This is a genomic window from Microcoleus sp. (assembly GCF_041354475.1).
Taxonomy (GTDB): domain Bacteria; phylum Cyanobacteriota; class Cyanobacteriia; order Cyanobacteriales; family Microcoleaceae; genus Microcoleus.
Genome location: NZ_JBGJZU010000024.1, coordinates 1 through 23,634 on the forward strand (window position 1 = coordinate 1; position 23,634 = coordinate 23,634).

Annotated in this window: 21 protein-coding genes and 1 pseudogene; 12 read left to right on the top strand and 10 right to left on the bottom strand. The window is 44.5% G+C overall.

Features of this window, described 5'->3' with window-relative positions:
- Positions 1-193: 193 nt before the first annotated feature.
- Positions 194-1,801: a family 10 glycosylhydrolase gene (locus tag ACBR23_RS11475; RefSeq protein ID WP_371119643.1), complete on the bottom strand. Its 1,608-nt coding sequence runs from the start codon at positions 1,799-1,801 to the stop codon at positions 194-196.
- A gap of 287 nt (positions 1,802-2,088) precedes the next feature.
- On the opposite strand from ACBR23_RS11475, the gene ACBR23_RS11480 reads away from it, so the two are divergent.
- The 3 genes from ACBR23_RS11480 (at position 2,089) to ACBR23_RS11490 (ending at position 5,918) form a co-directional block, all read left to right on the top strand.
- Positions 2,089-3,663 (top strand): Eco57I restriction-modification methylase domain-containing protein, encoded by a 1,575-nt coding sequence (locus ACBR23_RS11480; RefSeq protein WP_371119642.1) that lies wholly within the window; start codon positions 2,089-2,091, stop codon positions 3,661-3,663.
- A gap of 89 nt (positions 3,664-3,752) precedes the next feature.
- On the top strand, positions 3,753-4,418 hold the full coding sequence (locus ACBR23_RS11485) for a BsuBI/PstI family type II restriction endonuclease (RefSeq protein WP_371118007.1): 666 nt from the start codon (positions 3,753-3,755) through the stop codon (positions 4,416-4,418).
- A gap of 135 nt (positions 4,419-4,553) precedes the next feature.
- The gene (locus ACBR23_RS11490; RefSeq protein ID WP_341737362.1) at positions 4,554-5,918 is read left to right on the top strand and encodes an MFS transporter; all 1,365 of its coding nucleotides are present in this window, start codon (positions 4,554-4,556) and stop codon (positions 5,916-5,918) included.
- Between the two features lie 56 nt (positions 5,919-5,974).
- Here the strand turns inward: ACBR23_RS11490 and ACBR23_RS11495 are convergent, their stop codons facing one another.
- Positions 5,975-7,333 (bottom strand): calcium-binding protein, encoded by a 1,359-nt coding sequence (locus ACBR23_RS11495; RefSeq protein ID WP_371119641.1) that lies wholly within the window; start codon positions 7,331-7,333, stop codon positions 5,975-5,977.
- A 295-nt stretch (positions 7,334-7,628) separates the two neighbouring features.
- Positions 7,629-8,996: a calcium-binding protein gene (locus ACBR23_RS11500; RefSeq protein ID WP_371119640.1), complete on the bottom strand. Its 1,368-nt coding sequence runs from the start codon at positions 8,994-8,996 to the stop codon at positions 7,629-7,631.
- Between the two features lie 137 nt (positions 8,997-9,133).
- On the opposite strand from ACBR23_RS11500, the gene ACBR23_RS11505 reads away from it, so the two are divergent.
- The 4 genes from ACBR23_RS11505 (at position 9,134) to ACBR23_RS11520 (ending at position 11,406) form a co-directional block, all read left to right on the top strand.
- Positions 9,134-9,337: a hypothetical protein gene (locus ACBR23_RS11505; RefSeq protein ID WP_341737359.1), complete on the top strand. Its 204-nt coding sequence runs from the start codon at positions 9,134-9,136 to the stop codon at positions 9,335-9,337.
- Positions 9,338-9,341: 4 nt separating this feature from the next.
- Positions 9,342-9,878 carry a GNAT family N-acetyltransferase gene (locus ACBR23_RS11510; RefSeq protein WP_341737358.1) on the top strand — a complete coding sequence of 179 codons (537 nt, stop codon included), beginning with the start codon at positions 9,342-9,344 and terminating at the stop codon, positions 9,876-9,878.
- 144 nt (positions 9,879-10,022) lie between these two features.
- Positions 10,023-10,769: a HEAT repeat domain-containing protein gene (locus tag ACBR23_RS11515; RefSeq protein WP_371118008.1), complete on the top strand. Its 747-nt coding sequence runs from the start codon at positions 10,023-10,025 to the stop codon at positions 10,767-10,769.
- A 52-nt stretch (positions 10,770-10,821) separates the two neighbouring features.
- A complete protein-coding gene (locus tag ACBR23_RS11520; RefSeq protein WP_341737356.1) occupies positions 10,822-11,406 on the top strand; it encodes a Uma2 family endonuclease in 585 nt (194 codons plus the stop codon).
- Positions 11,407-11,539: 133 nt separating this feature from the next.
- On the opposite strand, the gene ACBR23_RS11525 is transcribed toward ACBR23_RS11520, so the two are convergent.
- The 4 genes from ACBR23_RS11525 to ACBR23_RS11540 all read right to left on the bottom strand — a co-directional run bounded on the left by ACBR23_RS11525 (position 11,540) and on the right by ACBR23_RS11540 (position 14,889).
- Positions 11,540-12,220 (bottom strand): hypothetical protein, encoded by a 681-nt coding sequence (locus tag ACBR23_RS11525; RefSeq protein ID WP_371119639.1) that lies wholly within the window; start codon positions 12,218-12,220, stop codon positions 11,540-11,542.
- Between the two features lie 125 nt (positions 12,221-12,345).
- Positions 12,346-13,629 carry an NAD(P)/FAD-dependent oxidoreductase gene (locus ACBR23_RS11530; protein WP_371118142.1) on the bottom strand — a complete coding sequence of 428 codons (1,284 nt, stop codon included), beginning with the start codon at positions 13,627-13,629 and terminating at the stop codon, positions 12,346-12,348.
- A gap of 12 nt (positions 13,630-13,641) precedes the next feature.
- Positions 13,642-13,800 carry a rubredoxin gene (gene rd, locus ACBR23_RS11535; protein WP_341737353.1) on the bottom strand — a complete coding sequence of 53 codons (159 nt, stop codon included), beginning with the start codon at positions 13,798-13,800 and terminating at the stop codon, positions 13,642-13,644.
- A gap of 321 nt (positions 13,801-14,121) precedes the next feature.
- The gene (locus ACBR23_RS11540; RefSeq protein WP_341737352.1) at positions 14,122-14,889 is read right to left on the bottom strand and encodes a ChaB family protein; all 768 of its coding nucleotides are present in this window, start codon (positions 14,887-14,889) and stop codon (positions 14,122-14,124) included.
- Positions 14,890-15,107: 218 nt separating this feature from the next.
- Here ACBR23_RS11540 and ACBR23_RS11545 point away from each other — a divergent pair, with 218 nt between their 5' ends.
- From ACBR23_RS11545 to ACBR23_RS11560, 4 genes and pseudogenes are all read left to right on the top strand, one after another.
- The gene (locus tag ACBR23_RS11545; RefSeq protein WP_371118139.1) at positions 15,108-15,782 is read left to right on the top strand and encodes a polysaccharide deacetylase family protein; all 675 of its coding nucleotides are present in this window, start codon (positions 15,108-15,110) and stop codon (positions 15,780-15,782) included.
- A 19-nt stretch (positions 15,783-15,801) separates the two neighbouring features.
- Complete coding sequence (locus ACBR23_RS11550; protein WP_371118138.1) at positions 15,802-16,788, top strand: hypothetical protein; 987 nt, start codon at positions 15,802-15,804, stop codon at positions 16,786-16,788.
- Between the two features lie 85 nt (positions 16,789-16,873).
- Positions 16,874-18,355 (top strand): S-layer homology domain-containing protein, encoded by a 1,482-nt coding sequence (locus ACBR23_RS11555; RefSeq protein WP_371118137.1) that lies wholly within the window; start codon positions 16,874-16,876, stop codon positions 18,353-18,355.
- 229 nt (positions 18,356-18,584) lie between these two features.
- Positions 18,585-19,778 (top strand): annotated as a pseudogene (locus ACBR23_RS11560) (RNA-guided endonuclease InsQ/TnpB family protein).
- An 84-nt stretch (positions 19,779-19,862) separates the two neighbouring features.
- Here the strand turns inward: ACBR23_RS11560 and ACBR23_RS11565 are convergent.
- The 3 genes from ACBR23_RS11565 to ACBR23_RS11575 form a co-directional block, all read right to left on the bottom strand.
- Complete coding sequence (locus ACBR23_RS11565; RefSeq protein WP_371116910.1) at positions 19,863-21,080, bottom strand: tetratricopeptide repeat protein; 1,218 nt, start codon at positions 21,078-21,080, stop codon at positions 19,863-19,865.
- Positions 21,077-21,931 (bottom strand): hypothetical protein, encoded by an 855-nt coding sequence (locus ACBR23_RS11570; RefSeq protein WP_371119638.1) that lies wholly within the window; start codon positions 21,929-21,931, stop codon positions 21,077-21,079. Before ACBR23_RS11570 ends, ACBR23_RS11565 begins: the two co-directional genes overlap by 4 nt.
- A 146-nt stretch (positions 21,932-22,077) precedes the next feature.
- Positions 22,078-22,740, bottom strand: coding sequence for a glycerol-3-phosphate ABC transporter substrate-binding protein (locus ACBR23_RS11575; RefSeq protein ID WP_371119637.1), 663 nt, complete (start codon positions 22,738-22,740; stop codon positions 22,078-22,080).
- A gap of 203 nt (positions 22,741-22,943) precedes the next feature.
- Here ACBR23_RS11575 and ACBR23_RS11580 point away from each other — a divergent pair, with 203 nt between their 5' ends.
- The gene (locus ACBR23_RS11580) at positions 22,944-23,618 is read left to right on the top strand and encodes an acetoacetate decarboxylase family protein (RefSeq protein ID WP_371116907.1); all 675 of its coding nucleotides are present in this window, start codon (positions 22,944-22,946) and stop codon (positions 23,616-23,618) included.
- Positions 23,619-23,634 lie beyond the last annotated feature (16 nt).

Below are 23,634 nucleotides of genomic sequence, written 5' to 3' on the forward strand. Positions count from 1 at the left end.
GGATGGCTAATCCTGAATTCACGCCTGTAGAGTAGAAGGAGCCGACTCCCTACGTAGAAGCAGGAAGTAAGTTTTAAGTGTCCGAGATGTCATTCTTGTCCGCTTTATGTCAATCTTATGTAGCAGACTCTTCCTCGCCTATCTGCGTTACCAGGCTCTTCCTGGGAACGAGTAGAAAAGACTGAAATCTTTACTACAAATTCATTTTTGCGACCTCACCTGCAACCACATTAACAGTTTGTTGAATTTGAGTTCCATCAACCTTTAACTGATAAGTTCCTGGAGAAAGCTCGATCGCCCCAAACCATCCTTTACCATCCGCTCGGAGTTGACGCACCTTGCCATTACCATCGATCGCCTGTAATGTCAAGCTCGCACCGTCGCAAGTTCCAGCGCACTGTTGCAAATTGCCCGCGATCGCACCCATAGTCGGCCGCGACTTCCAAGGCATATCGGGAATCGCAGCCGGAGTAGGCCACACAGGCTGAGTTTGAACAGTTCTGCCCGTAGCACCGTCAACGTATTGACTAGGGTGGGACAGGGCGTTATAAAACCAATCATTACTCTGGGACACGAATTTCCAAGGCTGACGGGGCAAATCGCCACTACCGCCCGATCGCAGTTCGACATTAGCATAGACGTTGCTGCTAGCGTAGGAATACAGCACCGTGCCTACGACTTGATTTCCTTTGGCAGATGGCGCTTCGGCGCGGCGAATCTGGGCTAGGGTGTCTTCAATGTAGTTGAGATAATTACCAGGTCCGATCGCAATTTGGCGGTTGTATTGGTGGTCTTTAGCGTACTCGATCCAATTATCGTAACCGCGCTTCTGCTGTGGTTTGTATTCCCGCTGATAGGTCATCGGCATCGCCATGTCGATAATACCTTCTTCCAGCCAAGCGCGCCAATCCTGCAAAACTTCTCTGTAGGGTTGCGTTTTATACCAACCTTCATCATTTTTCGGGCCGTCGCCCCAGGCGATCGTCGCCGCCGTCACTTTCACTCGCGGTTTAATGGCTAGGGCTTCTACATAAAGCTTGCGCACTAATTCCGTCACGCGATCGCGTCGCCACTGCATCCAGGCGGTATCGCTTGGTTTCGGTGTACCAGTGCGCCCAGTTTGCTGGTTAAAACGGGCGATCGCCGTCGGATTGTAGCCCCAATCCGGCCCGCCATAGCGCACGTAATCCAACTGTACGCCGTCCACATCGTAGCGCTTCAGCAAGTCCAAATAGACGGAAACAGTATAATCCAAGGCATCTGGATGGCCAGGATCGAGAAAACCTTTCGATTCCCCACCGTAAGTCAGCATCGCCCAATTGTCCCTTCCTGGAGCATTTGGTCCGTGTTGTTGCCAAATGTGATTGGGAGGAAGTTTACCGCCGGAAACTACTGGTAGCGTTACCATCCAAGCGTGGACTTCCATGCCTGCGGCGTGGGCTTTGTCAATCAAATCTTGCAGTGGATCGAAACCGGCTGGAACGTTAGGATCGAGGGTGCGTGGTTCGATCGCACTGGTGTAAAAAGCATCACCACGGCGACGAACTTGGGCGACGATCGCATTGGCGTTAGCCAGTTTAGCATCTGCAATCAATTTGGTGACTTCTTGAGGTGTTTTGAAGCCCGGATTAAATGCGTCCACCCAGAAAGCTCGAAATTCCGAAGTTTGGGTTTGTGGGGGGGGATTTGCTATCGCGCGATTCGGAAACCAGTGTGATAACCAGCCTGGAGTCAGGAGAAAACTGATTGTTAAGCCGATCGAAAACAGGCTTGACAAAAAGAATGTTTTGGATTTACGCATCAGAATTGTGTGAGAGAGCGTTTAACTGTCTGTTACGGACTATTGGTTTGAGAGTCCGGTTGACATTTTCGCACAATGTTATATTAAGTGGGCAAATAAGTAAAATCCTTATTGCAAAACACACGGTATGCAGGAAAAGGCGATCCTGCCTCTTACTCCCTTCCCCGTAGAAGATTTTATTTACTTCCTCTTTCTTCCTTCGTGTCCTTCGCGTCTTCGCGGTTCAATAACACTCATCCAATTTAGGCGAAAATAAGCTCAAGTAGAGATAGACTTTTTCTCAACAAATGATATCACCACATTTTCCAACACGAACCCTTCCGGCTGACAAAAACACAACTGCCAGCAATCTCCTAGAAAGAGTAGACTTGTTGCGCCCAGAAGCAACCCGGAAGTTGCAACAAAACCAGAGAGGAGAAAAAGGACAATTTTTAACACCTTCATCCGTGGCAGTTTTAATGGCGAGAATGTTTGAATTTAACTGTCCCGATATATCGCTGTTAGATGCCGGTGCTGGTATTGGTTCGCTGCTAGCAGCAGTTGTTTGCGAGCTATGTCAGCGCCCCCAAAAACCTCGCACCTTGCACATTACAGCTTATGAAATTGACATTATTTTGATTGAGTATCTCAAACAAACTTTAGACTGGTGCAGTAGAGAATGTCACAGTGCAGGTATATCTTTTACCTATGATATTCGTCAACTAGATTTCATTCAAGACGCTGCTGATATGTTACACCCTAATCTATTTAAACAGGCATTAAAGCTCGAATTTACCAATGCAATTATCAATCCTCCCTATACCAAGATTAATGCTAAATCCCAAGTCCGAAGTTTGCTTCGTTCTATAGGAGTAGAAACCAGTAATCTCTACGCTGGTTTTATAGTTGCCACCGCTCACTTACTCAAACCAAAGGGTGAATTAGTATCGATTACTCCGCGTAGCTTTTGCAACGGTTTATACTTTCGAGATTTTCGCAAAGTATTGTTACAAATGATGGCTTTACGTCAATTACACATCTTTGAATCGCGACGGTTGCCCTTTGCCGATGATGCAGTTTTGCAAGAAACTATGATTGTTCGCGCTACCAAACAAATAGAAAAGCCAGATACTGTACTTGTCAACTCAAGCACAACTGCTGGCGATGACCTAATTTCATCTCACTCACTGCGCTATGACGAGCTAGTTAATCCTAGTGATTCAGAGCAATTTATTCGTATTTTGCCAAATTCAATAGACCAGAAAATAGTCTATAAAATGGCACAATTTAGTTTCACTCTCAAAGAACTATTTTTAACAGTTTCAACAGGCAAGGTTGTTAATTTTAGGGTTTTATCTGAATTGCGAATAGAACCAGATTATGGTACTGTTCCGCTGATTTATCCCGCCCACTTTTCTGCTGGTTATGTTGAATATCCCACACTAACGAAAAAACATCAAGCTTTAGCAGTTAACGATAAAACTGCTCCTTTGCTCGTTCCTAACGAACATTATGTTTTGGTCAAGCGTTTCTCATCTAAAGAAGAGAAAAAGCGAATCGTGGCAGTAGTTTGGGATGCTGACAAAATTAATAATTCTAGGGTGGGTTTTGAAAATCATTTGAATTACTTTCACAAACAGGGACGCGGACTAGACCTCATCCTCGCGCGAGGATTGGCAATTTATCTGAATTCCAACCTTGTAGATGGGTTTTTTCGACTCTTCAGCGGGCATACTCAAGTCAATGCTACAGATTTGCGGAGTTTGAAGTATCCTAGTCTAGAGCAATTACTCTTACTTGGTAATCAAATGGGAGAAATATTTCCGACACAATGCGAAATTGACGAACTTGTCGAAAAACAACTACTGAACGCAATAAATTAGTTATAAAATCACCAAATGACTAGCGAAAATCACATCAATGAAGCTTTAGAAATACTTGCAGCACTTGGCTTTACAATCCAGAACGTCCGGTGAATAGTCCAAAAACGGCATATCAGATTGAAGAAAGTGCTTTAGAGCTACTGCGAACTTACGGGAGTTCTGATTGGGATAAAAATGTCCGCACTTACCTCGCCTCTGTCGAAACTCTCAAACAAAGATATGCACAAGAGCGAGAAATGGCTCGGATTCCAATTACCATCGAAGGTGATATCAAAACTCTTTCGCCCGGAGGTCATAACGTCTTAATATCAAAGATTGTGAGTGAGTTTGCTTCTCGCTTTACTCCGGCTGGCAAGCTGCTTTATGTCGGAGATACAGATGAAAAATTTGCTCATTTCAACGAAGCATCGCTCACTGCATTAGGAGTGACAATAGATGCTCACGGTAAGATGCCAGATGTAATTGTTCACTTTACGGCAAAAAACTGGTTGGTATTGATTGAAGCTGTGACTTCCCACGGGCCCATTAATCCAAAACGTAAAGCTGAACTAGAAAAGCTTTTCAAATCTTCCACAATTCCTCTGGTGATGGTGACAGCTTTTCTCAGTCGCAAAGCAATGGCAGAATATTTATCTGATATTGCTTGGGAAACTGATGTTTGGGTAGCAGAAGAGGCTACTCACCTGGTTCATTTTAACGGTCAGCATCTGTTACAGGCTTATTCGACAAATCAAAGCATTTCTGAGGCGCAATGATGCTAAGATACAAAGCTTATATTGCGACCGTTGGTATCGCAATGCCATATACTGTGATGCAAGCGGTTTCAGTGACCGGAAAATGCCGATCGCACTCAGTAAATCTCATAAGCAACTAGGTAAAATATCTTGGCAATGGAAAAAAAACATAACGCTGGATTGTGGGTATCAGTATTGTATTTCGCCCAAGGTCTCCCTTACACCGTTGTTAATTTAATGTCGGTGATTTTTTTGAAAGGTTTGGGAACCAGCAACGAACTGATCGGATTGACAAGTCTTTTGTCTTTTCCTTGGGTGTTAAAAGGTTTGTGGGGCCCCGTAGTTGATTTGTATTCAACTAAGCGCAAGTGGATTTTAAACATGGAAATCCTTTGTGCTTTTTTGTTCGCTTTCCTAGCTTTTGGTGTGTTAACACCCCATCCTATCATTATATCGCTGGTCATTTTTACGGCGATCGCCTTTGTTTCGGCTACTCACGACATCGCCATTGACGGATTTTATTTAAACACGCTCAATAAAGACCAACAAGCACTATTTGTCGGCGTTCGCAACACGGCTTATAGAGGTGCTGTCATTGCCGGTAGCGGTGTCTTGGTTTTCTTGGCTGGTAAACTAGCAGAACAGTATTTAGTGACGGGAAATGGTACCGATACCAAAGTATATCAAGACATTCAGTTATCTTTTTTGGGTTCGTCTTTTAACGTGACTGCCCTTAGCTACGGATGGGCGACAGCTTTTGGCATTTGTGCCATTATGTTTGTGCTGATTTATCTGTTTCAACGGTGGTATCTGCCCTATCCTAGAAATTATGCGGAGGAAGCGGGCGCACCTCGGCAAACCACCAGTTTTCTGGAGTCATTTATAACCTATTTTCAGCAAGATAAAATTGGTTGGATTGTCGCTTATGTCTTGATTTTTCGATTGGGCGATGCCTTGACTTTTAAAATGGCTCCTCCATTTTTAATGGATAAAGTGGAAAAAGGAGGATTAGCAGTTTCTACCTCGGATATGGGCTTGTTATCTGGTACTTTAGGGGTAATGTTTCTGTTAGTTGGAGGGCTGTTAGGGGGCTATTTGATTGCGAAACAAGGACTGAAAAAATGGATGTGGCCGACGGCTATTCTGCAAAATTCTACTAACGTGCTGTATTGGCTGTTGGCAATCAATCAACCGGGGATTGAATGGGCTTATGTCGTAAATTCGATCGAGCAATTTACCTATGGGCTTGGCGTAGCGGCCTATACAGTGTTCTTGATGCGGACTGTTCGCCCGGAATACGAAGCCTCCCATTATGCAATTACCACAGCCTTCATGGCCGCCGGAGTGCTGATTCCGGGGGTTTTTAGTGGCTACTTGCAGGCGAATCTTGGCTATCAAAATTATTTCTTGATGAGTGCACTGGCTGTGATTCCAGGTATGATGACAATCTTCTTTTTGCCACTAGAAGATGAATCAAAATTAGCACCTATGCCAAGACCTGGACTGGACGATCCAGATTAATTAGTAAAGGGCAGGCTGGTTGCCTGCCACACAATCAATATTTGGGGAGGTTTCTATTAAATGGAGATGAAATCCCTAGCTGTCAGAGTGTTGGCTTGAGGACCAATGAAACTAGCAAGAACTTCACCAGTGCTGGTAAATTGGATCAGAGTTGAAAAATCGCTGGCATTAACTGTCAGTTGGTTAAAGGTAAGACCTTTGGTCAAACCGATTAAATCTTCACCCTGTTGAAAGTCGATTATTGTGTCAGTACCAGCCCCTATTCCTAACACGAACACGTCGCGTCCCGCGCCGCCAATTAACAGATCCGAACCGACTCCCCCAACGAGGGTGTCGTCGCCTGTATCCCCGTTTAAATTATCATCTCCTTTGCCGCCGAATAGCTGGTCATTACCACTACCGCCAGTAATGATATCATTGTTACGATTGCCAGTGAGAGTATCGTTTCCCCCGTTGCCAACAATCACATCGTCCCCGGCAAAACCGGAGGCTGTATTGTTGGCATCGTCGCCTACTAAGTTATTAGGTTGAGAGAGAGCTAGAGCAGCTTGCATTCCACTAATAATTCCCAAAAAAGAGGCTCCGGGTGTGAGTCTCAATTGCTCTGTGGTGCTGCGTGATTTCAGTGCTGCTCCCTGTGCTGGTAAGGCAAAATCTAAGCCAGCTAACAACTCTAAATAGTCGGAATCTGTGAAAGTAAAGTCAGGGCTGCTCAACTGGTTGACCGAGATTTCTGTCTGAATTAAACCTGGAGGGGGAGTTGTTAAGAGGCCTGATTGACTATGTTTATCTAGGACTAAGAGTGGATTGATAACCGGATCGGTAAATGTTTGTAAAATAACTTTTCCGGGCAGAAAAGCTTCTCCACCTAAACTCACAAAGTCGCCACTGACAATGTAGTGAGTTACATTTTTGCCTGCGCCCGCTTTTTGGGTAAATGTATTGACTGTATTTCGAGCAATTCCGGGGGAATTGAAAGTGACAACATCTCCGATCGCGGATGTGAATTCGGTGGCTGCTAGCTGGGTTAAAGCACCGCCCAAGCTGTGTCCCAGAACGTCTGGTGGCAAGCGGTTTGGGTTTTTTGTGGTATCTTGACTGATTTGTGTCAGCCAATTTCCTAATGCTTGTTTGTTGGCTTCAAATTGGTTGAAACCCACACCGCGCGTGTCTCCGAGTGCAACATCGTCGATCGCCGTATCACCGCCCCGAAATACTAAAACTGGCGGTTTGTCTGGGGTGGTGGAGATTAAGCCGATCGCGTGAAATCCCGTTGCTGGATCGTCGAAGGTGCGATCGATTCGATAGCCGGCTGCGGTTAAACCACCTTGAACTACAGATTGTAACTGGGGGTTGTCATCTATATAAACTAATCGCTTGGCTATATTTTCGTAAACTGCGGGGGAAGAAGGCATATTTTTGTTATTTCCTGTATTTTGATTGGGGATTGCTGTTGGAGCTACTTAATTAAGTTTACACTAGCGATCGTTTAAGTAGAAGAAAGAAGCAAGAAAGAAGAAAGAATCAGCAAGAAGGAACTATGTTCAGACAGCAAGCTTTTTAGTCACCTGTATCTTGCATTTAATTAAGTAGATTTACTTATGCACAATTTTCACTTGGGACAAGAAGGAATGGTGTGTCAATCAGGACTTTAGTCATTATCGCTCCCGATGATGAGGACTAAAGTCTTCAAGAGGAATCAGAAATTATCTAAATCTGGACAAAATCTGGCCGCGAAATCTGACTTGCAGATACGCCAGTAATATTAGCAAGAATGGAGCCATTATTCAGGAGACTAATTAAAACTCCGTCATTGCCTTGAGTAATTTTAATCTGAGCAAAAGTTAGACCCCGCGATAGTGCAATTAAATCTTGAGAGTCTTCAAAATCTACGATCGTATCTGAGCCCCCACCGGATTCTAATACAAAACGATCGCGTCCACTGCCACCAATTAAAACATCGTTGCCCAACTCGCCTGCAATCAAATCGTCTCCGTCGCCTCCGTTTAAATAATCGTTATTTCTGCCGCCGTATAAGAAGTCGTCTCCGCCACCGCCAGTGATACTGTCGTTACCTCTATTACCCCTGAGAGTATCGTTACCGCCGTTGCCGATAATCGTATCATCTCCACTGCCCCCGGTGGCTGCATTGTTGCGATCGTCTCCTAATAAATAGTTTGGTTGTAGGGGAGCTAAACCAATTTGAATTTCTTTGATGAGTTCCACCAAAGAGAATTCTGGAGATGTTCTTAAACTTTCTGCACCTGCTCTGGTTCTGATTGCTATTGACACTTCTGGTAGGGCAAAGTTCATCGCCGCTATAAATTCATTAAAATCGGAGTCGTTGTTATAGGTAAATTCTGGACTGTTCAAGTCTTCTACAGAAATTTGCCTTTGGAAAAAACCTGCGGGGGGATTAGTGAGCAGCTTTTCGGAACGATGCTTGGCTAAGACAGTTAGTGGCTCAATATTGGGGTCTGTAAAAGTTTGAACAAATACTTTTCCTGGTAAAAATTGTTCGCCAAACAGGCTGATGATATCTCCGCTGACGATGTAGTGATTAACATTTTTGTTGCCAATTCTGGTCAGATTTTTATTGAAAGCATTGACTGTAGTCTTTGAGACTCCGGGAGAGTTGAAAGTAAATATATCCCCAGTAATCGAAGTAAATTCTGTGGCGACTATTTGAGCTATGGCACCGCCTGCACTGTGACCGATCGCATCTGGCAATAACTGATTGGGATTTTGAGATTTATTTTTCCCGATTTCTTGGAGCCAGTTTTCGATCGCATCTTTGTTGTTTTCAAATTCGGCAAAACCAATGTTGCGCGAGTCGGAAAATATAGCATCGTCGCCGATAAAGTCCGTGCCCCGAAATACCAGAACGGGGGGGGTTTTGGGATCTACTGCACCGAAGCCGATCGCATACAGACCTGTTTGGGGATCGTCGAAGATGCGATCGATATAGTAGCCGTTAGTGTCCAAAAAACGCGCCACTAGATTTTGCGAGTCTGGTCGATCGTTCAAATAAACAATTGATTTGGCTAGAGCTTCATAAACCGCAGGGGAGGAACTCATAATATTATGTTTGGTGTTTGTTGGTATTGATGACCGCCCAGTCAGCGACCTAATTGTGCATTTAAATTAATTATAACCGATCGCATTTATATGGTATACTTTAAATTATCCAGTTCCAAATTAAGATTTTTGCGCTTATGACTATCATTCGTCAATACATTGCTCCATTGATAGCGGTATTAGTATTTTTCGCTGCCCTCGTAGCAGTCAGCGCTCGCATCTTTTTGCCGGCTGACATGGCGGCCCCAGCACCGATTGAGGAAGTGAGTCAACAAAAGCAAGCGGCCTCGGTGCATCAGATTTTGTTGGGCTTCAACTATTCCCCGAACTGTGTTGGCTAATCAGATGTCTGGGGATCTGATACCGGGCTATAGGCTGCGATCGGGTTCTGGACTCGATCGGGCAATTTTGGTAAAGTTTATGCACCGGACCTACGGAGAGCTTTACCCAGATGGGGAATTGGGACATTTGGCTCAAACCGTTGAGCAATATTTTTCCAAGCAGACGCCGCTTTGGTTGGTTGAGTGTCAGAACAACATGGGGGAAGAGGAAGCAAATTTATCGGCACTTCCGTCTTCTCAACCAAAGCCGAAATCTCAAGTTCAAAATCTCAAATCCGCTGTGGGATGTTTGTGGTTGGGAAATGCGATCGACCAATGCAGCGGGGAACGCTACTCTCACATTTTTCTGCTTTATGTATCACGGGAACACCGCCGTCTGGGAATCGGTAAGTCCTTAGTTAATCATGCGGAAAATTGGGCAAAAAAAAGGGGCGATCGACAAATTGGTTTGCAAGTATTTATCAGTAATCAGCCAGCATTGAATCTTTATCAAAAATTAGGATATAAAAGTCATTCCCTCTCGATGATAAAATCTCTATAATTGGTTAGTTGTTATTCGTTATTCCTGATTGGGGGCAGACAACAGATAACTGCCAACCCATAACCGCCAACCCATAACCGCCAACCGACAACCGCCAACCGACTGAGTTGCCCAGGAGCATCCTCAGTGCAGTAAAGTTTTTTTATGCACAATAACGACTACCCGATCGCCATTGATACTGACCTGGAACTGGAAAGCTATTTGGATCAACTCGACGAATCCGAACCCCCGCTGCCAGATCCAGAGGAAATGCTCCTTTTGCTCGAATCTCCAGAAGCTCAGCACCGAATGACGGCGGCGCGGGCTTTTTGCGAATTGCAAGACGATCGAGCAATTCCACATTTAATTATTTTGTTGAGAGACGGCTGCCCCTTAGTGCGGGTGAGCGCGGCCTATGCCTTGGGCAGAAATCCGAGTCCCGATGCTGTGGAACCCCTGATTGACCAACTAAACCGCGATTGGAACGGTTACGTTCGCAAAGGAGTAGTTTGGGCTCTGGGCAATTGCCGGGATCATCGCGCTTTAGTACCTTTAATTGATGCTTTGAAAACTGATATTTCAGCGGTGCGTTTGTGGGCCGCCAGTTCCCTCGGTCAGATGGCAAAGGTTGGTTACTATGTGGTGATTGCTGCGATTCCGCCGTTGATTCAATCGCTGCGGCGAGATAGTGTGTCTGCTGTGCGAAGTAATTCTGCTTGGGCGATCGGGCAACTAGCCCGCGAATTGCCGAATAATGTAGTGTATGCCGGGGCGATCGATGCTTTGATTGAATCTTTAGAAGAAGACGAAGATATGGGCGTGCGAGAAGATGCTAAATCTTCGCTGTTGCGAGTCGGCGATCCGCGCGGTTTGCAGATAATTGAAGACTTGGAAATGGAAGGAAATTTTTGAAATAATTAGTACAATAAAATACTATAGCCCTTCTCAGTCATCTTCACATTCTATGGTTGCCCAACACTTCTACATCTCCCCCGAAGACTACCTAGAAGCTGAGCGTGTCAGCCCCATCAAGCACGAGTACCGTCGGGGGCGTGTCTACGCGATGGCTGGGGCTAAAAAACCCCATGTGGTTCTCAGCTCAAATTTGAGTCGGCTTTTAGGTAATCATCTGGATTCAACTCCATGTTTAGTGATGGCATCGGATATTAAGGTGAGGCTAGAAACGGCAGACTGTTACTATTACCCCGATGTTGTTGTGACTTGCCATCCAGAGGACATCACGACCACCGAAGATTTTATCCGCTACCCTAAACTGATTATTGAAGTGTTATCAAAATCTACGGCAAATTTTGATAGTACGGAAAAGTTTGCCGATTACCAAACCTGTTCCACATTAGAAGACTATGTGTTAGTCAGCCAGACTCAGCAACAAATCGTTCATTACACCCTTAAGGATGGTCTATGGCTGCGACATGAAGTGACAGATAGAGTAGGGGTAGAGCGATCGCAGTTTCTCTATTTGCCTAGTGTGGATTGTGAGTTAACTCTGCCAGATATCTATCGCAAAGTACCAGGTTTTGAAGCCTAGATAGATATACTCACCACCCGCTTCCGCGAACAAGAAAAGCCGTCCTAGAACAACGGGGTTTTAAACCCAGTTTTCTGATAAAAAAGGATGCTCCCCTCAGATTTCGGATAAGTCCTAATGCTAATCTAACAAGTCAGGTTCCCGACGCACTATCATATTCGCTGAGGCGTAAACCTGCGATGTTTTTGCAGTCAAAGGTGGCGTTGTTGCCGGGGTGGCGTTCGATTAATTCGATGATTTGTCCGGCGGGGTTTTGCAGGAACCACTGAGTTAACAAGCTGGAATTTAGAGGCTGCTGGGATAGGGGTTTGAAGTTTTTATTTTCCCATATTATAGCAGCATTTTGCACGTTTTCAACTCGAATCGCGACGTGGTGAACTGCTTCTAATCCTCTTTGTTGTTGGAAGCGGTATGTTTGGTCGCCTGCTGCGTGGGGTGCATCTAATACGACTAAGCCGCCGGCTGGCATTAATAAGGTCATTAAATGCAGCCACAAATCCGAGGGAATATTAATGTTTTCCGCACAAAAGTTAATGGGAAATAAGTCTGGTCCTTCGACTGTTTTTGCGCCGAATGGGCGGAAAGATTGGGCGTATTTTTCTAAGGCTGTGCGACTGGGAAATGTGATGACAAAGTGGTCGATCCAAACAGGTTCTTCGTACAGGTTTGTCTCAAAATTCCAGTTGGTTAAAAATTCAGGAGTTGTAAATTCTGGGTGGAGTTCCAGTAAGCCATTTGTTTCGATGAAAGGTGAGTCAAAATGGCATTCAAAGTTGCGATGGACTTCTGGGGTTTTCAGCTTTAACTTTTTCATGTGTTTGACCCGATGTTGACTAGGCAAAACTGCGAACTTTTTCTACAGGCTGAACAGGATGCACAATTTATGCTTTACATCTTAAAACTAACACAAATTTTAATATTTGCCAGTAATTCGCCTGTTCATGTGCCGATCGCATTTCCAGCCAGCCACGCCGTAGTCCAAGCACTTTGGAAGTTGAAACCACCTGTTACGCCGTCGATATCCAAGATTTCCCCAGCAAAGTAAAGTCCCCGACAGCGGCGACTTTCCATTGTTTTGAAATCGACTTCTTTTAAGTTAACGCCCCCACAGGTGACGAATTCTTCCTTAAATGCGCCTTTTCCTGTTATCTGATATTCGCCTTGGACCAGCTCTTGGAGGAGTTTGTCGAGGGTTTTATTGGAGATATCAGCCCAGCGTTTTGGCTCGTCAATGCCGATCGCACTTGTCAAACGTTCCCACAGGCGACGCGGAATCGGAAACGGACAACTAGAGACAACCAATCGGTGGGACAACTGGGACTTCACCCCTAACAATTGCTGTCGCAAAACTTCTGGGTTGTACTGCGGAAGCCAATTTATTAACACAGGAGCTCGATAATGGCGATCGTGCAAAAATCTAGCACCCCAAGCCGAAAGTTTGAGTACAGCAGGCCCACTCACACCCCAGTGAGTAATTAATAAAGGTCCGCTTTGTTCTAATTTTGCTCCTGGCAATTTTACCTTAGCATTAGCAACAGAAACTCCAGCTAAATCTTGAATTCTGCTATCATAAATGTTAAAAGTAAATAGAGAAGGAACAGGCGGTTCGATGGTGTGACCTAAATCTTTTGCCCACTTGAAACCAGAGGGATTGCTACCAGTAGCCAGAAGCAGGCGATCGCACTTTAATTGCTCCCCCGACTTCAACTCAATTTCAAACCTAGGGGCGGTGTCCCCGCGGTCAGTGAGCGAAGCCGAACTGTGCGGGCCCTCCCCGATATCCGATGTTAATTGCTTGACCGAAACTACCGCATCACCAGTGCGAATTTGCACCCCAGCATCCTCAGCGGCCCGGATCAAACAATTAACAATTGTCGCAGAATCGTCTGTCACCGGAAACATTCGCCCATCTGCTTCAGTTTTCAATGTAACAGAATGACTAGCAAACCATTCGACAGTATCCCGCGGTTGAAATCGAGTAAATGCACCGCGTAGAGCTTTCCCTCCTCTGGGGTAATTCTGTACTAAAATAGCGGGGTCAAAACAAGCATGAGTTGCGTTGCAGCGGCCCCCACCAGAGATGCGAACTTTTGCCAGGAGTTGCCTCCCAGCTTCTAATAAAGTGACGCGGGCTTGGGGGTACATTTTAGCACAGGTAATTGCACTAAAAAACCCCGCAGCACCGCCACCGACGACTGTAATTTTAAGGCTTCGATTTGACAATTCTTTTCTCGCTTATGCTGGTTCAAAATCGGATTTTTTTGCCCCGCAAGTGGGACAAACCCAATCATCGGGGATATCCTCAAAGGCAGTACCGGGAGCTATTCCCGATTCCGGGTCGCCGACTTCTGGGTCATAGACGTAATTGCAAATTGTACAGACGTATTTTTGCATTGATCCACTGAGTTTGAGCTCGTAAATATCTATATTGTACTTGACAAAGTAACATTAGTATTATAATGATACCAATTTTAAAAAAGAATGCAACAGTAGTCCTGTCCCTCCCCTTTATAAGGGGGGGTTAGGGGGGGTCAAAGATTGTTACACGATTTTAGATAAATGGTATAATTTTCCCATAGCACCCTTGTTTAGGCAACTTTTCAACTATTACACATTCAGTTTTTCCCAATCTACCATCTAAAATTGCACAAGCCCCCAGAACCGAAGTTCTAGAGGCTAAACTCTATCTTTTATTAATTTACCACTTTCTGGGAACTAGACTTTGACTAAAGGCTTGGTCCAAACGCCATGTTCGTCTTCTTCGTACTGCTGATGAATAGTTTCCCATGCGGTGTGTTCCGCTTGTATAGAGTCTTTGCTTTCATCAAAGGCGGCGTTGTAGGATTCCATAAATGTTTTTTGAGCTGCTTCCGACAGGTGCGATCGCACTTCTGGAGACAAATCTGCCGGACTACTACAACGACCTGTGCAAGCTCGTGGCAGTGTCATTTCGCTAATAGCTATTTCTTCGCCACCCGCACTTTCTAATAATAGTTGAAATTCCCCACTTCTGTCGGCCGGAACTTCTGCCATTACCAGGAATTCTCCTGCTTCCACGCGGGTTTGATAAATAGTTGCTTTGTCTTCGGGCATTCCCAAAGCGACTAAGGCCGAGACTAAACCAGCACCCGCAGAACCGGCGATCGCCCCACTAGCTGCACCCAACAATACAGCACCCAAGGGGCCCGCCGATACTACAGCACCGACAAAGGGAATAAATAACACGCCAACACCTGTTAGCAAACCCAAAAAAGAACCGAATAACGAACCAAAAATTGCCCCACTGCGCAAGCCACCTAAAATTACATCTTTTTTAGTCAGAAACCCAGCAATTTTAGTTTTGGACTGAAAATTTTTCCCCATTACTGAAATGTGGTCGCGGGACACACCGCGATCGAGCAGCCGTCTAATCACACCGTCTAATTGTTCTTCTTCTTTAAATACGGCTGACACTGTACGTTCTGCTAAATATGCTTCTGTCATTTTTCGGACCTTCAGTTTTGGTTGATTAGTTACGATTTTTAGTATATGATTACATCCTAGGCTAATCGCATCGACCTTGAGATAGAGGTCTCTAGCTAGCAGTTCTCTGGGTACTCTATCAAAGGAGTTAAAATTTAATTAAGCTGATTCAACCTGTCAGAGCGTGGTTTTTCTGAAGATTTATATAGTAGAGTAACTCAATTTTTATAGGTTAATTAATGCAGCTAGCACCTTTATTTCCAGTTGTTCACCCGATTCTCAAAACAGCTTTTCCCGGATGCTTGTGGACGGGAGATGTCAACAGTCGCAAAATAGCCCTAACTTTTGATGACGGACCCCACCGACAGCACACACCTCAACTCTTAAAAGTTTTAGACACATATAATATTACAGCTAGTTTTTTCTGGCTGGGTTTTTGCGTTGACAGACACCCAGAAGTGGCTAAACAAGTTTGCGATCGCGGACACTGGATCGGTCTCCACGGCTACCAACACGTAGCCTTTCCCAAACTCAAACCACAGGAATTAAAGCAAAGTTTAGAAGATACGCAAAAAGCTATTTCCAAAGCTTGCAATTTAGACCCAAAATTAATCCGCGATGTGCGGCCTCCCAATGGCTTTTTTACACCTCAAACACTCCAGTTATTAAAACAGTGGGAATATCGGCCTGTGATGTGGAGTGTTGTCCCGGAAGATTGGGTGCGGCCGGGGGTTTTGACAGTTGTCAACCGCGTCATGGAGCAAACTGGAAACGGTTCAATTATTGTACTGCATGACGGTTATTGCGGTGGCGAAGATGTGGCGGCGGCTGCGGCAAAAATTATTCCCTTGCTTTTGGCAAGAGGTTACAATTTTGTTAGTATAGAACAACTTTGGCAACAGGTCAAAAATTAACTCATTTCAGCATTAATTCATGAAAAAAGCACTGTTTATGGCATCTATTGGTTTTTTGAGTGCCGGAAGGGCGATCGAGCTGATGCCGGCTGTCGTTATTGCACAGCCTCCAATTGTAGCACAGCAGCCAGTTAGGGACAACTCCATACCCATTCGCACCTCCCAACCCCCTCAAATCCAAATCATCAACCTGGGAGCAGAACCGCGACAGCAAATGCGTTTAAAACCCGCTCTGAATGTCAAGCAAACAACCTTGATGACTCTCAAAATGGGCATGAAAATATCTGCTGGCGGTCAGTCTACCCAGGAAATAAAAGTTCCCACATCGGTGGTGACTATGGAAACAGAAGCTACTAAGATTGATGCCAATGGCGATATTCACTATCAGTTTTCTTACACGAAGGCAGATGTCACGAGCGATAGTACCAATGCTCCCCCTTCTGCCCTGGAAAGTATGCGTTCCGCTATCAAAAAACTGGTAGGATTGAAAGGCTCTTTCATCATGGACAGTCGCGGTTTCAGTAAAGGAGGTGACTTTATTGTGCCAGAAGGAGCTGACAATAACTTCAAGCAAATAATTAGACAAATGTCTCAATCTATAGAGCAACTTTCAGTGCAACTGCCAGCAGAAGCAGTCGGCAAAGGAGCTAAATGGAGATTGGATTTTCCGCTAAATTCTAACGGAATTAATGTCAACAATATTGCTACCTATGAATTGATGAGTTTTCAAGAGGGAGTTGCAGTTTTGAATATAGGTTTAGAACAGCAAGCAAAACCCCAAAGTGTCAACTCGCCCCAACTTCCGGCCGGCTCTAATATAAATCTCCAATCTTTGGCTTCTCAAGGTAGGGGAGAATCCACAATCCGGTTGGATAAATTAATGCCTGTTCGCTCTGCTGTTTCTATGAATTCCAATAGCGAAATGAGTGTTAAAAGTGCTGGTAGTCCTCAAGAATCGACAATAAAAACTCAATTAACGATGGAGATTACTTTAGATTCTCAATAAGTGCTAAATCAGGGTAGAATACCTAATACTATGTAAACCTTGCGTAAGTTTCGATCGCAAATGTGGTGACAAAGGAGGATGCTGTATGGTTCGATCGCACAAAAGTCAAGCATTCATTGCTTTCCTGGTAGCTTTGGGGATAATCCTGGGAAATTTGCTGCTTCCGGGCACAAATCTAAGTCCGGCATTTGCTCAAGCTAAATTCAAGGATGTGAAAGACCATTGGGCTCAAGCTTGTATCGAAGATTTAGCGGATAAAAAAATCATTACCGGCTACTACGAAGACGGCACTTTTCGACCAAATCGCCCTGTCAGTCGCGCTGAATTTGCGGCGATGCTTCGCAAGGCTTTTCCTGATGCAAAAACTGTCCGTAATCCCATTACTTTTGTAGATATTCCTACGAATTATTGGGGCTTTCAAGCTATTCGAGAAGTTTATCAAACAGGCTTTATGTCCGGTTACAGTGGCAGTATTTTTAACCCAACTTTGAATATTTCTCGCTGGCAAGTTTTAGTGGCTTTAACCAGCGGATTGAAATATACACCCACTGGACCTGCGGCTGAAATTTTGGATGCAACTTTTGAGGATGTGCGGGAAATTCCAGAACCAGTAAGAAATGCGATCGCCGCCGCCGCCGAAAAACAACTGGTGGTCAATTATCCCGCCGTCAAACAACTAGAACCAACTCGCAACGCGACTCGCGCCGAAGTAGCAACTTTCCTGTGTCAAGCAGTTGCGAAACCAGGACAAACAGCCTTAGTTCCCTCCCAATATGTCGCCCAAGTTCCACCTAATGTTGGGCCACCTAGAACCACAGAAATCTCGGAATTAGAGAAAGTTCGGGCGGAATTTTCCTTTGTGAGGGAAGCGGAAAATGCTAAAAATATGCGAATTAAAATTATCCGCGATGGTCAAACTTTATTGGAAGAACCTGTGCTAATTCCGACCCGTTCTCTAGTAGACTACCCAGACAGAAAACCCAGCGAAGAAGTTTCAGAAGGGCGGTTTTTATCACTGCGAGTCAGGGATTTTGATGGGGACAAGGAACCGGAAGTGTTGGCCGAGTTGGTCTCCACCAAGAGCGGCTCTAACTGTTGCAATTATTCGTTTATTTATCGCTACGACTCGGCGACCAAAAAATACACTCATATCAAGCATTTCTGGGGCAATGTGAGCTATGAAATTGTCGATTTTGGCAAAAATGATATCCCAGAGTTCAAAAGTCTAGATGGGCGATTTGCCGAGGCTTTTACAAGTTATGCTGATTCGCGGCTACCACTGCAAATTTGGCAATACCGTCAAGGTAAAATGCAGGATGTAACTAAGCAGTATCCGGTGGAAGTCTATACCAACTCCTGTGAACTTTGGTTGGAATCTAACAAGCGTTTAAGTGAAAACAAGGAGGCTAAAGGGGTTTTCGCTGCTTATATGGCGAACCAGTATGTACTGGGACAGCAGGTGGAAAGTTGGCTGTTATTGGAGAGGGTTTATCAAGGGCGCGATCGCACTGAGTTTTTTGGCAAGTTGCGCGAGTTTTTGGTAAATACTGGTTACGCTACTAAGTAGATTGTGAGGTTTTTAGCCACAGATTAACGCGGATATTAGGGGCGGGTTTTACGAAAAATATCTAATTCCCACTTTCAATCAACCCGCCCCCACACAACTAATTCAAAGAATTTACCAAAAAACTGGGTCTAAAGCCCCGTCCTTCAGGACGGATTTAATTCGAGTGTAAAGATTCTTGAATCAGTCGATTTATACCCACAATTGCTAGTAAACGTGATAGAATAATTCCATGATTGTACTAGAGTTCAAGTTAAAAGGCAAGCCGCAGCAGTACCGGGTCATCGACGAAATGATCCGTACAGCTCAGTTTGTCCGAAACAAAGCTCTTAGATATTGGATCGACAATCAGGGAGTTAAGCTACTTGACCTCTACAAACAATGTGCCATCATGGCAAAAGAGTTTGAATGGGCAGGAAAACTTAACTCAATGGCGCGTCAAGCGATGGCCCAACGCGCCATTTTTGCTATCCAACGTTTCTTCTCTAATTGTAAGGCTAAGAAGCCAGGGAAAAAAGGATATCCGCAGTTTAAGAAACACACTCGTTCTGTAGAGTACAAGACATCAGGCTGGAAACTTTCTACCGACAAAAGATGTCTGACATTCACCGACGGTTTCGCTGCTGGAACATTTAAGTTGCTTGGCAGTCGGGACTTGCATTTCTACTCACCCAAGGAAATCAAACGAGTTAGGGTAATTCGTCGCGCCGATGGCTACTACACTCAGTTTTGTATAAATGTGGAACGGACAGAGGAAGCCATTCCGACTGGTAAAGCGATTGGGATAGATGTGGGATTAAACCATTTTTATACCGACAGCAACGGTGAAACCATGACGAATCCTCGACATCTCCGTAAAACTGAAAAAGCTTTAAAACGGTTGCAGAAGCGAGTTTCTCGCAAGAAGAAAGGTTCCAACAACCGCAAAGGCGCCATCAACAGGCTAGGAAGGAAACACCTGAAAGTCAGTAGGCAGCGCAAAGACTTCGCCATTAAGACGGCGTTGTGCGTAGTGAAATCTAGCGATTTTGTAGCCTAGGTCGACCTTCAAGTGAAGAATATGGTAAAAAACCATAAACTTGCTAAATCAATTAGCGATGCAGCGTGGTCGCAGTTTGCCCAATGGTTGCAATACTTTGGGAAGGTGTACGGTAAAACAGTTGTTGCTGTTGCTCCTCAGTACACTTCTCAAAATTGTTCAAGTTGTGGGAATCGCGTTCAGAAATCGCTGTCAGTCAGGACTCATATTTGTAGTTGTGGTACGGTGTTAGATCGTGACCACAACGCAGCTTTGAATATTCTGGCTAAGGGATTAAAGCAATCAGGAATTATTTTAAATACGGTGGGGCACACCGGAATTAACGCTTGGGGACAGACCGACCTCTACTCGCTGGTGGTGACATCAACGGGCAAGTTGACTGATTGATCCAAGAATCCCCGTGCGTTCACGCCGGGGAGTGTCAAATGATGATTTACCGCTTGGTGGGGGCGGGTTTGTTTTAATCTTTAGTTATAGCCATGTATTGTTGGTGAAACCCGCCCCTACAGAATTTAGATATTCATCTAATTTCTGATTGTGTGGCTGGAAATACTCCCGCAATCGCTGATTTGCTACTTGATTCCCTGGCTGATAATTAGCACCATTATATTTTTGGTAGTGATTGAGTTGAAAATCCGGCACACCTAAGAATTCAAAAACTTGTTGGAGTGAAATAGCTGGATTCGCATAAAAATCTTCGCTTTGCAAAATTAAAAACTGGTCTTTGGGGAAAATATTCAGCCACTGCTTGAGACTGTAAAAATAAAGGCTTTTGTAAATATAATGACAATCTTTCCAATTATTTCTATCTGCTAAACTTGTTTCTGTAGCGCCATGCAACAATTGTAATTCTGCCTCGATCGCACTTTCAAAACTCCGGCTTTCCGTACCGCGCCTGACAAGCATTTGATAGTGCGAAAAAGCCCGATCGCCCGGATGTCTCAAAATCACAATCAGCTTCATTTTTGGTAAGCACCCGTACAGTCTTTCTGCCGCCAGCGGGTGCGTGAGATAGGTAGGAGTTGCTTCTCCTGTCAAAAAATCCTGCCCCTCTGTTTCCGGGGGAAAATGCGCTTGATACCAAGCAAGTCCTTTGTTGAAATGTTCGGAAAAAAAACAGATTTCTTTATTGGCCGCGGCTAAAATTTGAGGGTGGGAAGTGATATATTTGTATAGCGAAGTTGTGCCGCATCTCGGAGAACCGATGATGGTGAAATCGGGCGATCGCAATTTTTGAGAATTCCACTCTATTTTCGACAATTCCGGGCGAGATGCTACAGTTTGTAAACGGACTGCGGTTTGAAAAAGTGCGATCGACTCCTGAATTTTTCCCTGCTTGCTCAGCGCCACTGCCAAGTTAATATAAGCTAACGGAAAATTTGGCAAATTTTCAATAACTTGGCGGTAAACAGCGATAATATCGTCAATTAGCGGAGAATTTTTAGGCAGTGGCGCGTATAGTAGAGGGAAGTAAGCAGGTGTAAAGTTTGGTTGCAGGATAATAGCTTGTTGCTGACAGGCGACTGCCTTTTCAAGTTGCCCATTTTGTTGCAGCGCTTTTCCCAAATTGTGGTAAGCTAAGGGCGATTTTGGATTAAGTTTAACCGCAGTTTCATAAAGGGCGATCGCCTCCTCCAATTTCCCCTCTAGTTTTAGTGAATCTGCCAAAGTACAGTCATCAAAACTCATAATGGAATCCTGTAATAACCCCGCATCATTACCTTAATATCTAAATGCTTCATTTGAGCAGTGGAAGCATCATGAATCATATTCTCAGTCGGAGCAATGTAAGCCTCTCCCGGTGCAATTCTCAGTTTCACAACAGGATAATCTGGATAGCGCTGCATAAACTCATTGGTTAACTGTCTCGTCCAAGGTTGGTTAACATCCGAGTCGCGACAGCCCAACATTTCAAAAATATCCATTTCAGTCAAATTAATAAACAAAAAGTAACGGCTGTCTAAACCTAAGTTGACACAAATTCTATTAGTTGACTCCTGCTTTTTCACCAGCGGCAGTCCGTCCCAACTATCAGTATGCAAACCGTTGCGACATCCCCGTTTATTATCAATTGTCGCCGTACTCAATCCCGACTGTCTTCCTCCCATACCGCCGATAAATGGTGGCGCATCCGACATACAAAAAGGCTTAAAATACTCAATTAAGTTGTCAAGCACCTGTCGGCATTTTGGCTCAGTTTTAAACTCAGCAACCTGTAGCGGAGTTGTTAGCGCAGCCATACCGGAAGCAGCAAACAAAGCTAAAATATCCGACGGTAAACGCACAATTCCTACACCTGAATAACTTGGCGGTGGTTCCTGTGTCCACAGCAAAGCCGACTCCTCGATTGTCGGTTCTCTCCAAGGTTCTTGAGGCATAAAAGCCCCTTCACAATATTGAATTCTCCCTGGTACGTTATCAAAAGCTGACTGCGTACCTGAACTCAGCCACACTCTAGGAATTTGCAAATCTGGTTCTGTAGTTTCTAATTCCAGATTTTGACACCGATAAATTACTATACTCCGGCGAAGATGGGACATTTTTGCTCAATCATAAAAACCAGTTTGTAGTAAGGAGTTTAGTCCTTTATTCTGAATATCTACAGTCAGGACCGATCTCCTTACTACGAACTGGGAAGGACTCAAGTCCTGACTACAAAATCATTGCCTTATTGCCGCAATTTTGTTTAATGAGTGCAGTGAGTGCAGTGAGTGCAGTGAGAGCACATAGCCCCTACTTCAAACCCTTCTGCATTCGGAAACTGCCAGAGAGTTTGCGTTAAAGTTGCGGGGTCAATATCCGGGCGGGGAACTGATGAAAAAGTCAAGACGCGGGCTTCGTCGTCTGTACTTTCTACCAAAATTTCGCCGTCAGCAACTTTAATTGCATCTCGGTGTAAAATGCTGATCCCAAACATATTAGTCATGCCCAATTCTGACAATTTCTCCGCAATTTCCTGAAGAAATTCAGCATTGTTGACCACTGCTTCTGACCGTTCCACTGCTGCTGATACAGAATCAGTAACTCTGACAAACTCTAAGGGAAACCAAACCGATTCGCCAGATATTGGATTGTGTTCTACCTTCCACATATAGGGAATAGCATCACTGTATTCTGCCGTGGGCTTGATATAAGCATTGTTGCCATCAAATTCTTCAACCAATCTTTCGTTATCGAAAAGGTCGAAGTGTTTGTGCAGCAAACAGATACCAACCTGCTTTTGCAAACCGTGACGGCGGACGATCGCGCCCAGTTCTGTCATTTTGTCTTTGGCTTGCTCTAGCAGGTCTTTCGCAGTGAAAAAATGATCTAAACAATCGAAAACATCTGGTTTGTAAGATGTCAGCATATAGGTTTAGGTTCCCTTTTAAGTATCCACAACTAGAGAATATGTAAATTTTGAGTAAATGTCAACTATTTAATAAAAATAAACATATTGACATTTTTATACACGTAAAATTATTGACAATATGTGAAGAAATACAAAGGGTTGTTACTTTTTAGACCCTAAGCTAAAATAAATATAAAGTATTCAGGTTAAAATCACTTAAAATGATATATCCACCTGCACCTTGGAAGTTGCAAGGGTACGCGATCGCCACTTTACAATTAGTAGATGTTGCACTCGTGCGCCCCCTGGTTCCTGCGGAGTTAGAAATCATCTCTGTGTTTCCCGGCAAAACCCTGGGTGGAATTTATATATCCTCCTATGGGTTAGGTTCCGTAATGGAATATAACGAATTAATTATAGTTAGTGGGATAGTTAATTATGGTGGCAAATGGGGCGCTTGGATTTCCCACATTTACGTAGACAATCCTAACTCTGTAGCAGGCGGGCGCGAGATTTGGGGACTACCTAAAGAAATAGCTCAATTTAGTTGGGAAGGCAGCGATTCGAGCCCAGCATCATCCCTGGGATACCGCATCACTGTGCGTCAAGGAAACTGTCAACTGTGCAGTCTCAGTTACAGTCAACAAGGTTGGGCGTTACCGCTGTCTTTGAGTGGCAATGTTTTCAGTGCCAACAGGAATAATTTGCTATTTTTTCAAGGACAATTTCAATGTCGCACCGGATTGATTCGAGGCGAATTAGAAATACCTCAAGAGAGCCCTTTTGCCCGGTTAAACTTAGGTCAGCCTTTGCTAACTGTTGGCTGCGAAGAGCTACATTTAATCGCAAATGCGCCGGAAGTTGTCGGTAACAAAGCAGTTGAGTTCAGCTATTAAGTAGAAGGAAGAAGGA

Excerpts from the sequence above, each read along its gene's own strand:
- ACBR23_RS11475 (WP_371119643.1), bottom strand. The coding sequence starts at position 1,801 with ATGCGTAAATCCAAAACATTCTTTTTGTCAAGCCTGTTTTCGATCGGC.
- ACBR23_RS11480 (WP_371119642.1), top strand. The coding sequence starts at position 2,089 with ATGATATCACCACATTTTCCAACACGAACCCTTCCGGCTGACAAAAAC.
- ACBR23_RS11490 (WP_341737362.1), top strand. The coding sequence starts at position 4,554 with ATGGAAAAAAAACATAACGCTGGATTGTGGGTATCAGTATTGTATTTC.
- ACBR23_RS11495 (WP_371119641.1), bottom strand. The coding sequence starts at position 7,333 with ATGCCTTCTTCCCCCGCAGTTTACGAAAATATAGCCAAGCGATTAGTT.
- ACBR23_RS11500 (WP_371119640.1), bottom strand. The coding sequence starts at position 8,996 with ATGAGTTCCTCCCCTGCGGTTTATGAAGCTCTAGCCAAATCAATTGTT.
- ACBR23_RS11505 (WP_341737359.1), top strand. The coding sequence starts at position 9,134 with ATGACTATCATTCGTCAATACATTGCTCCATTGATAGCGGTATTAGTA.
- ACBR23_RS11510 (WP_341737358.1), top strand. The coding sequence starts at position 9,342 with ATGTCTGGGGATCTGATACCGGGCTATAGGCTGCGATCGGGTTCTGGA.
- ACBR23_RS11515 (WP_371118008.1), top strand. The coding sequence starts at position 10,023 with ATGCACAATAACGACTACCCGATCGCCATTGATACTGACCTGGAACTG.
- ACBR23_RS11520 (WP_341737356.1), top strand. The coding sequence starts at position 10,822 with ATGGTTGCCCAACACTTCTACATCTCCCCCGAAGACTACCTAGAAGCT.
- ACBR23_RS11525 (WP_371119639.1), bottom strand. The coding sequence starts at position 12,220 with ATGAAAAAGTTAAAGCTGAAAACCCCAGAAGTCCATCGCAACTTTGAA.
- rd (WP_341737353.1), bottom strand. The coding sequence starts at position 13,800 with ATGCAAAAATACGTCTGTACAATTTGCAATTACGTCTATGACCCAGAA.
- ACBR23_RS11540 (WP_341737352.1), bottom strand. The coding sequence starts at position 14,889 with ATGACAGAAGCATATTTAGCAGAACGTACAGTGTCAGCCGTATTTAAA.
- ACBR23_RS11545 (WP_371118139.1), top strand. The coding sequence starts at position 15,108 with ATGCAGCTAGCACCTTTATTTCCAGTTGTTCACCCGATTCTCAAAACA.
- ACBR23_RS11550 (WP_371118138.1), top strand. The coding sequence starts at position 15,802 with ATGAAAAAAGCACTGTTTATGGCATCTATTGGTTTTTTGAGTGCCGGA.
- ACBR23_RS11555 (WP_371118137.1), top strand. The coding sequence starts at position 16,874 with ATGGTTCGATCGCACAAAAGTCAAGCATTCATTGCTTTCCTGGTAGCT.
- ACBR23_RS11565 (WP_371116910.1), bottom strand. The coding sequence starts at position 21,080 with ATGAGTTTTGATGACTGTACTTTGGCAGATTCACTAAAACTAGAGGGG.
- ACBR23_RS11570 (WP_371119638.1), bottom strand. The coding sequence starts at position 21,931 with ATGTCCCATCTTCGCCGGAGTATAGTAATTTATCGGTGTCAAAATCTG.
- ACBR23_RS11575 (WP_371119637.1), bottom strand. The coding sequence starts at position 22,740 with ATGCTGACATCTTACAAACCAGATGTTTTCGATTGTTTAGATCATTTT.
- ACBR23_RS11580 (WP_371116907.1), top strand. The coding sequence starts at position 22,944 with ATGATATATCCACCTGCACCTTGGAAGTTGCAAGGGTACGCGATCGCC.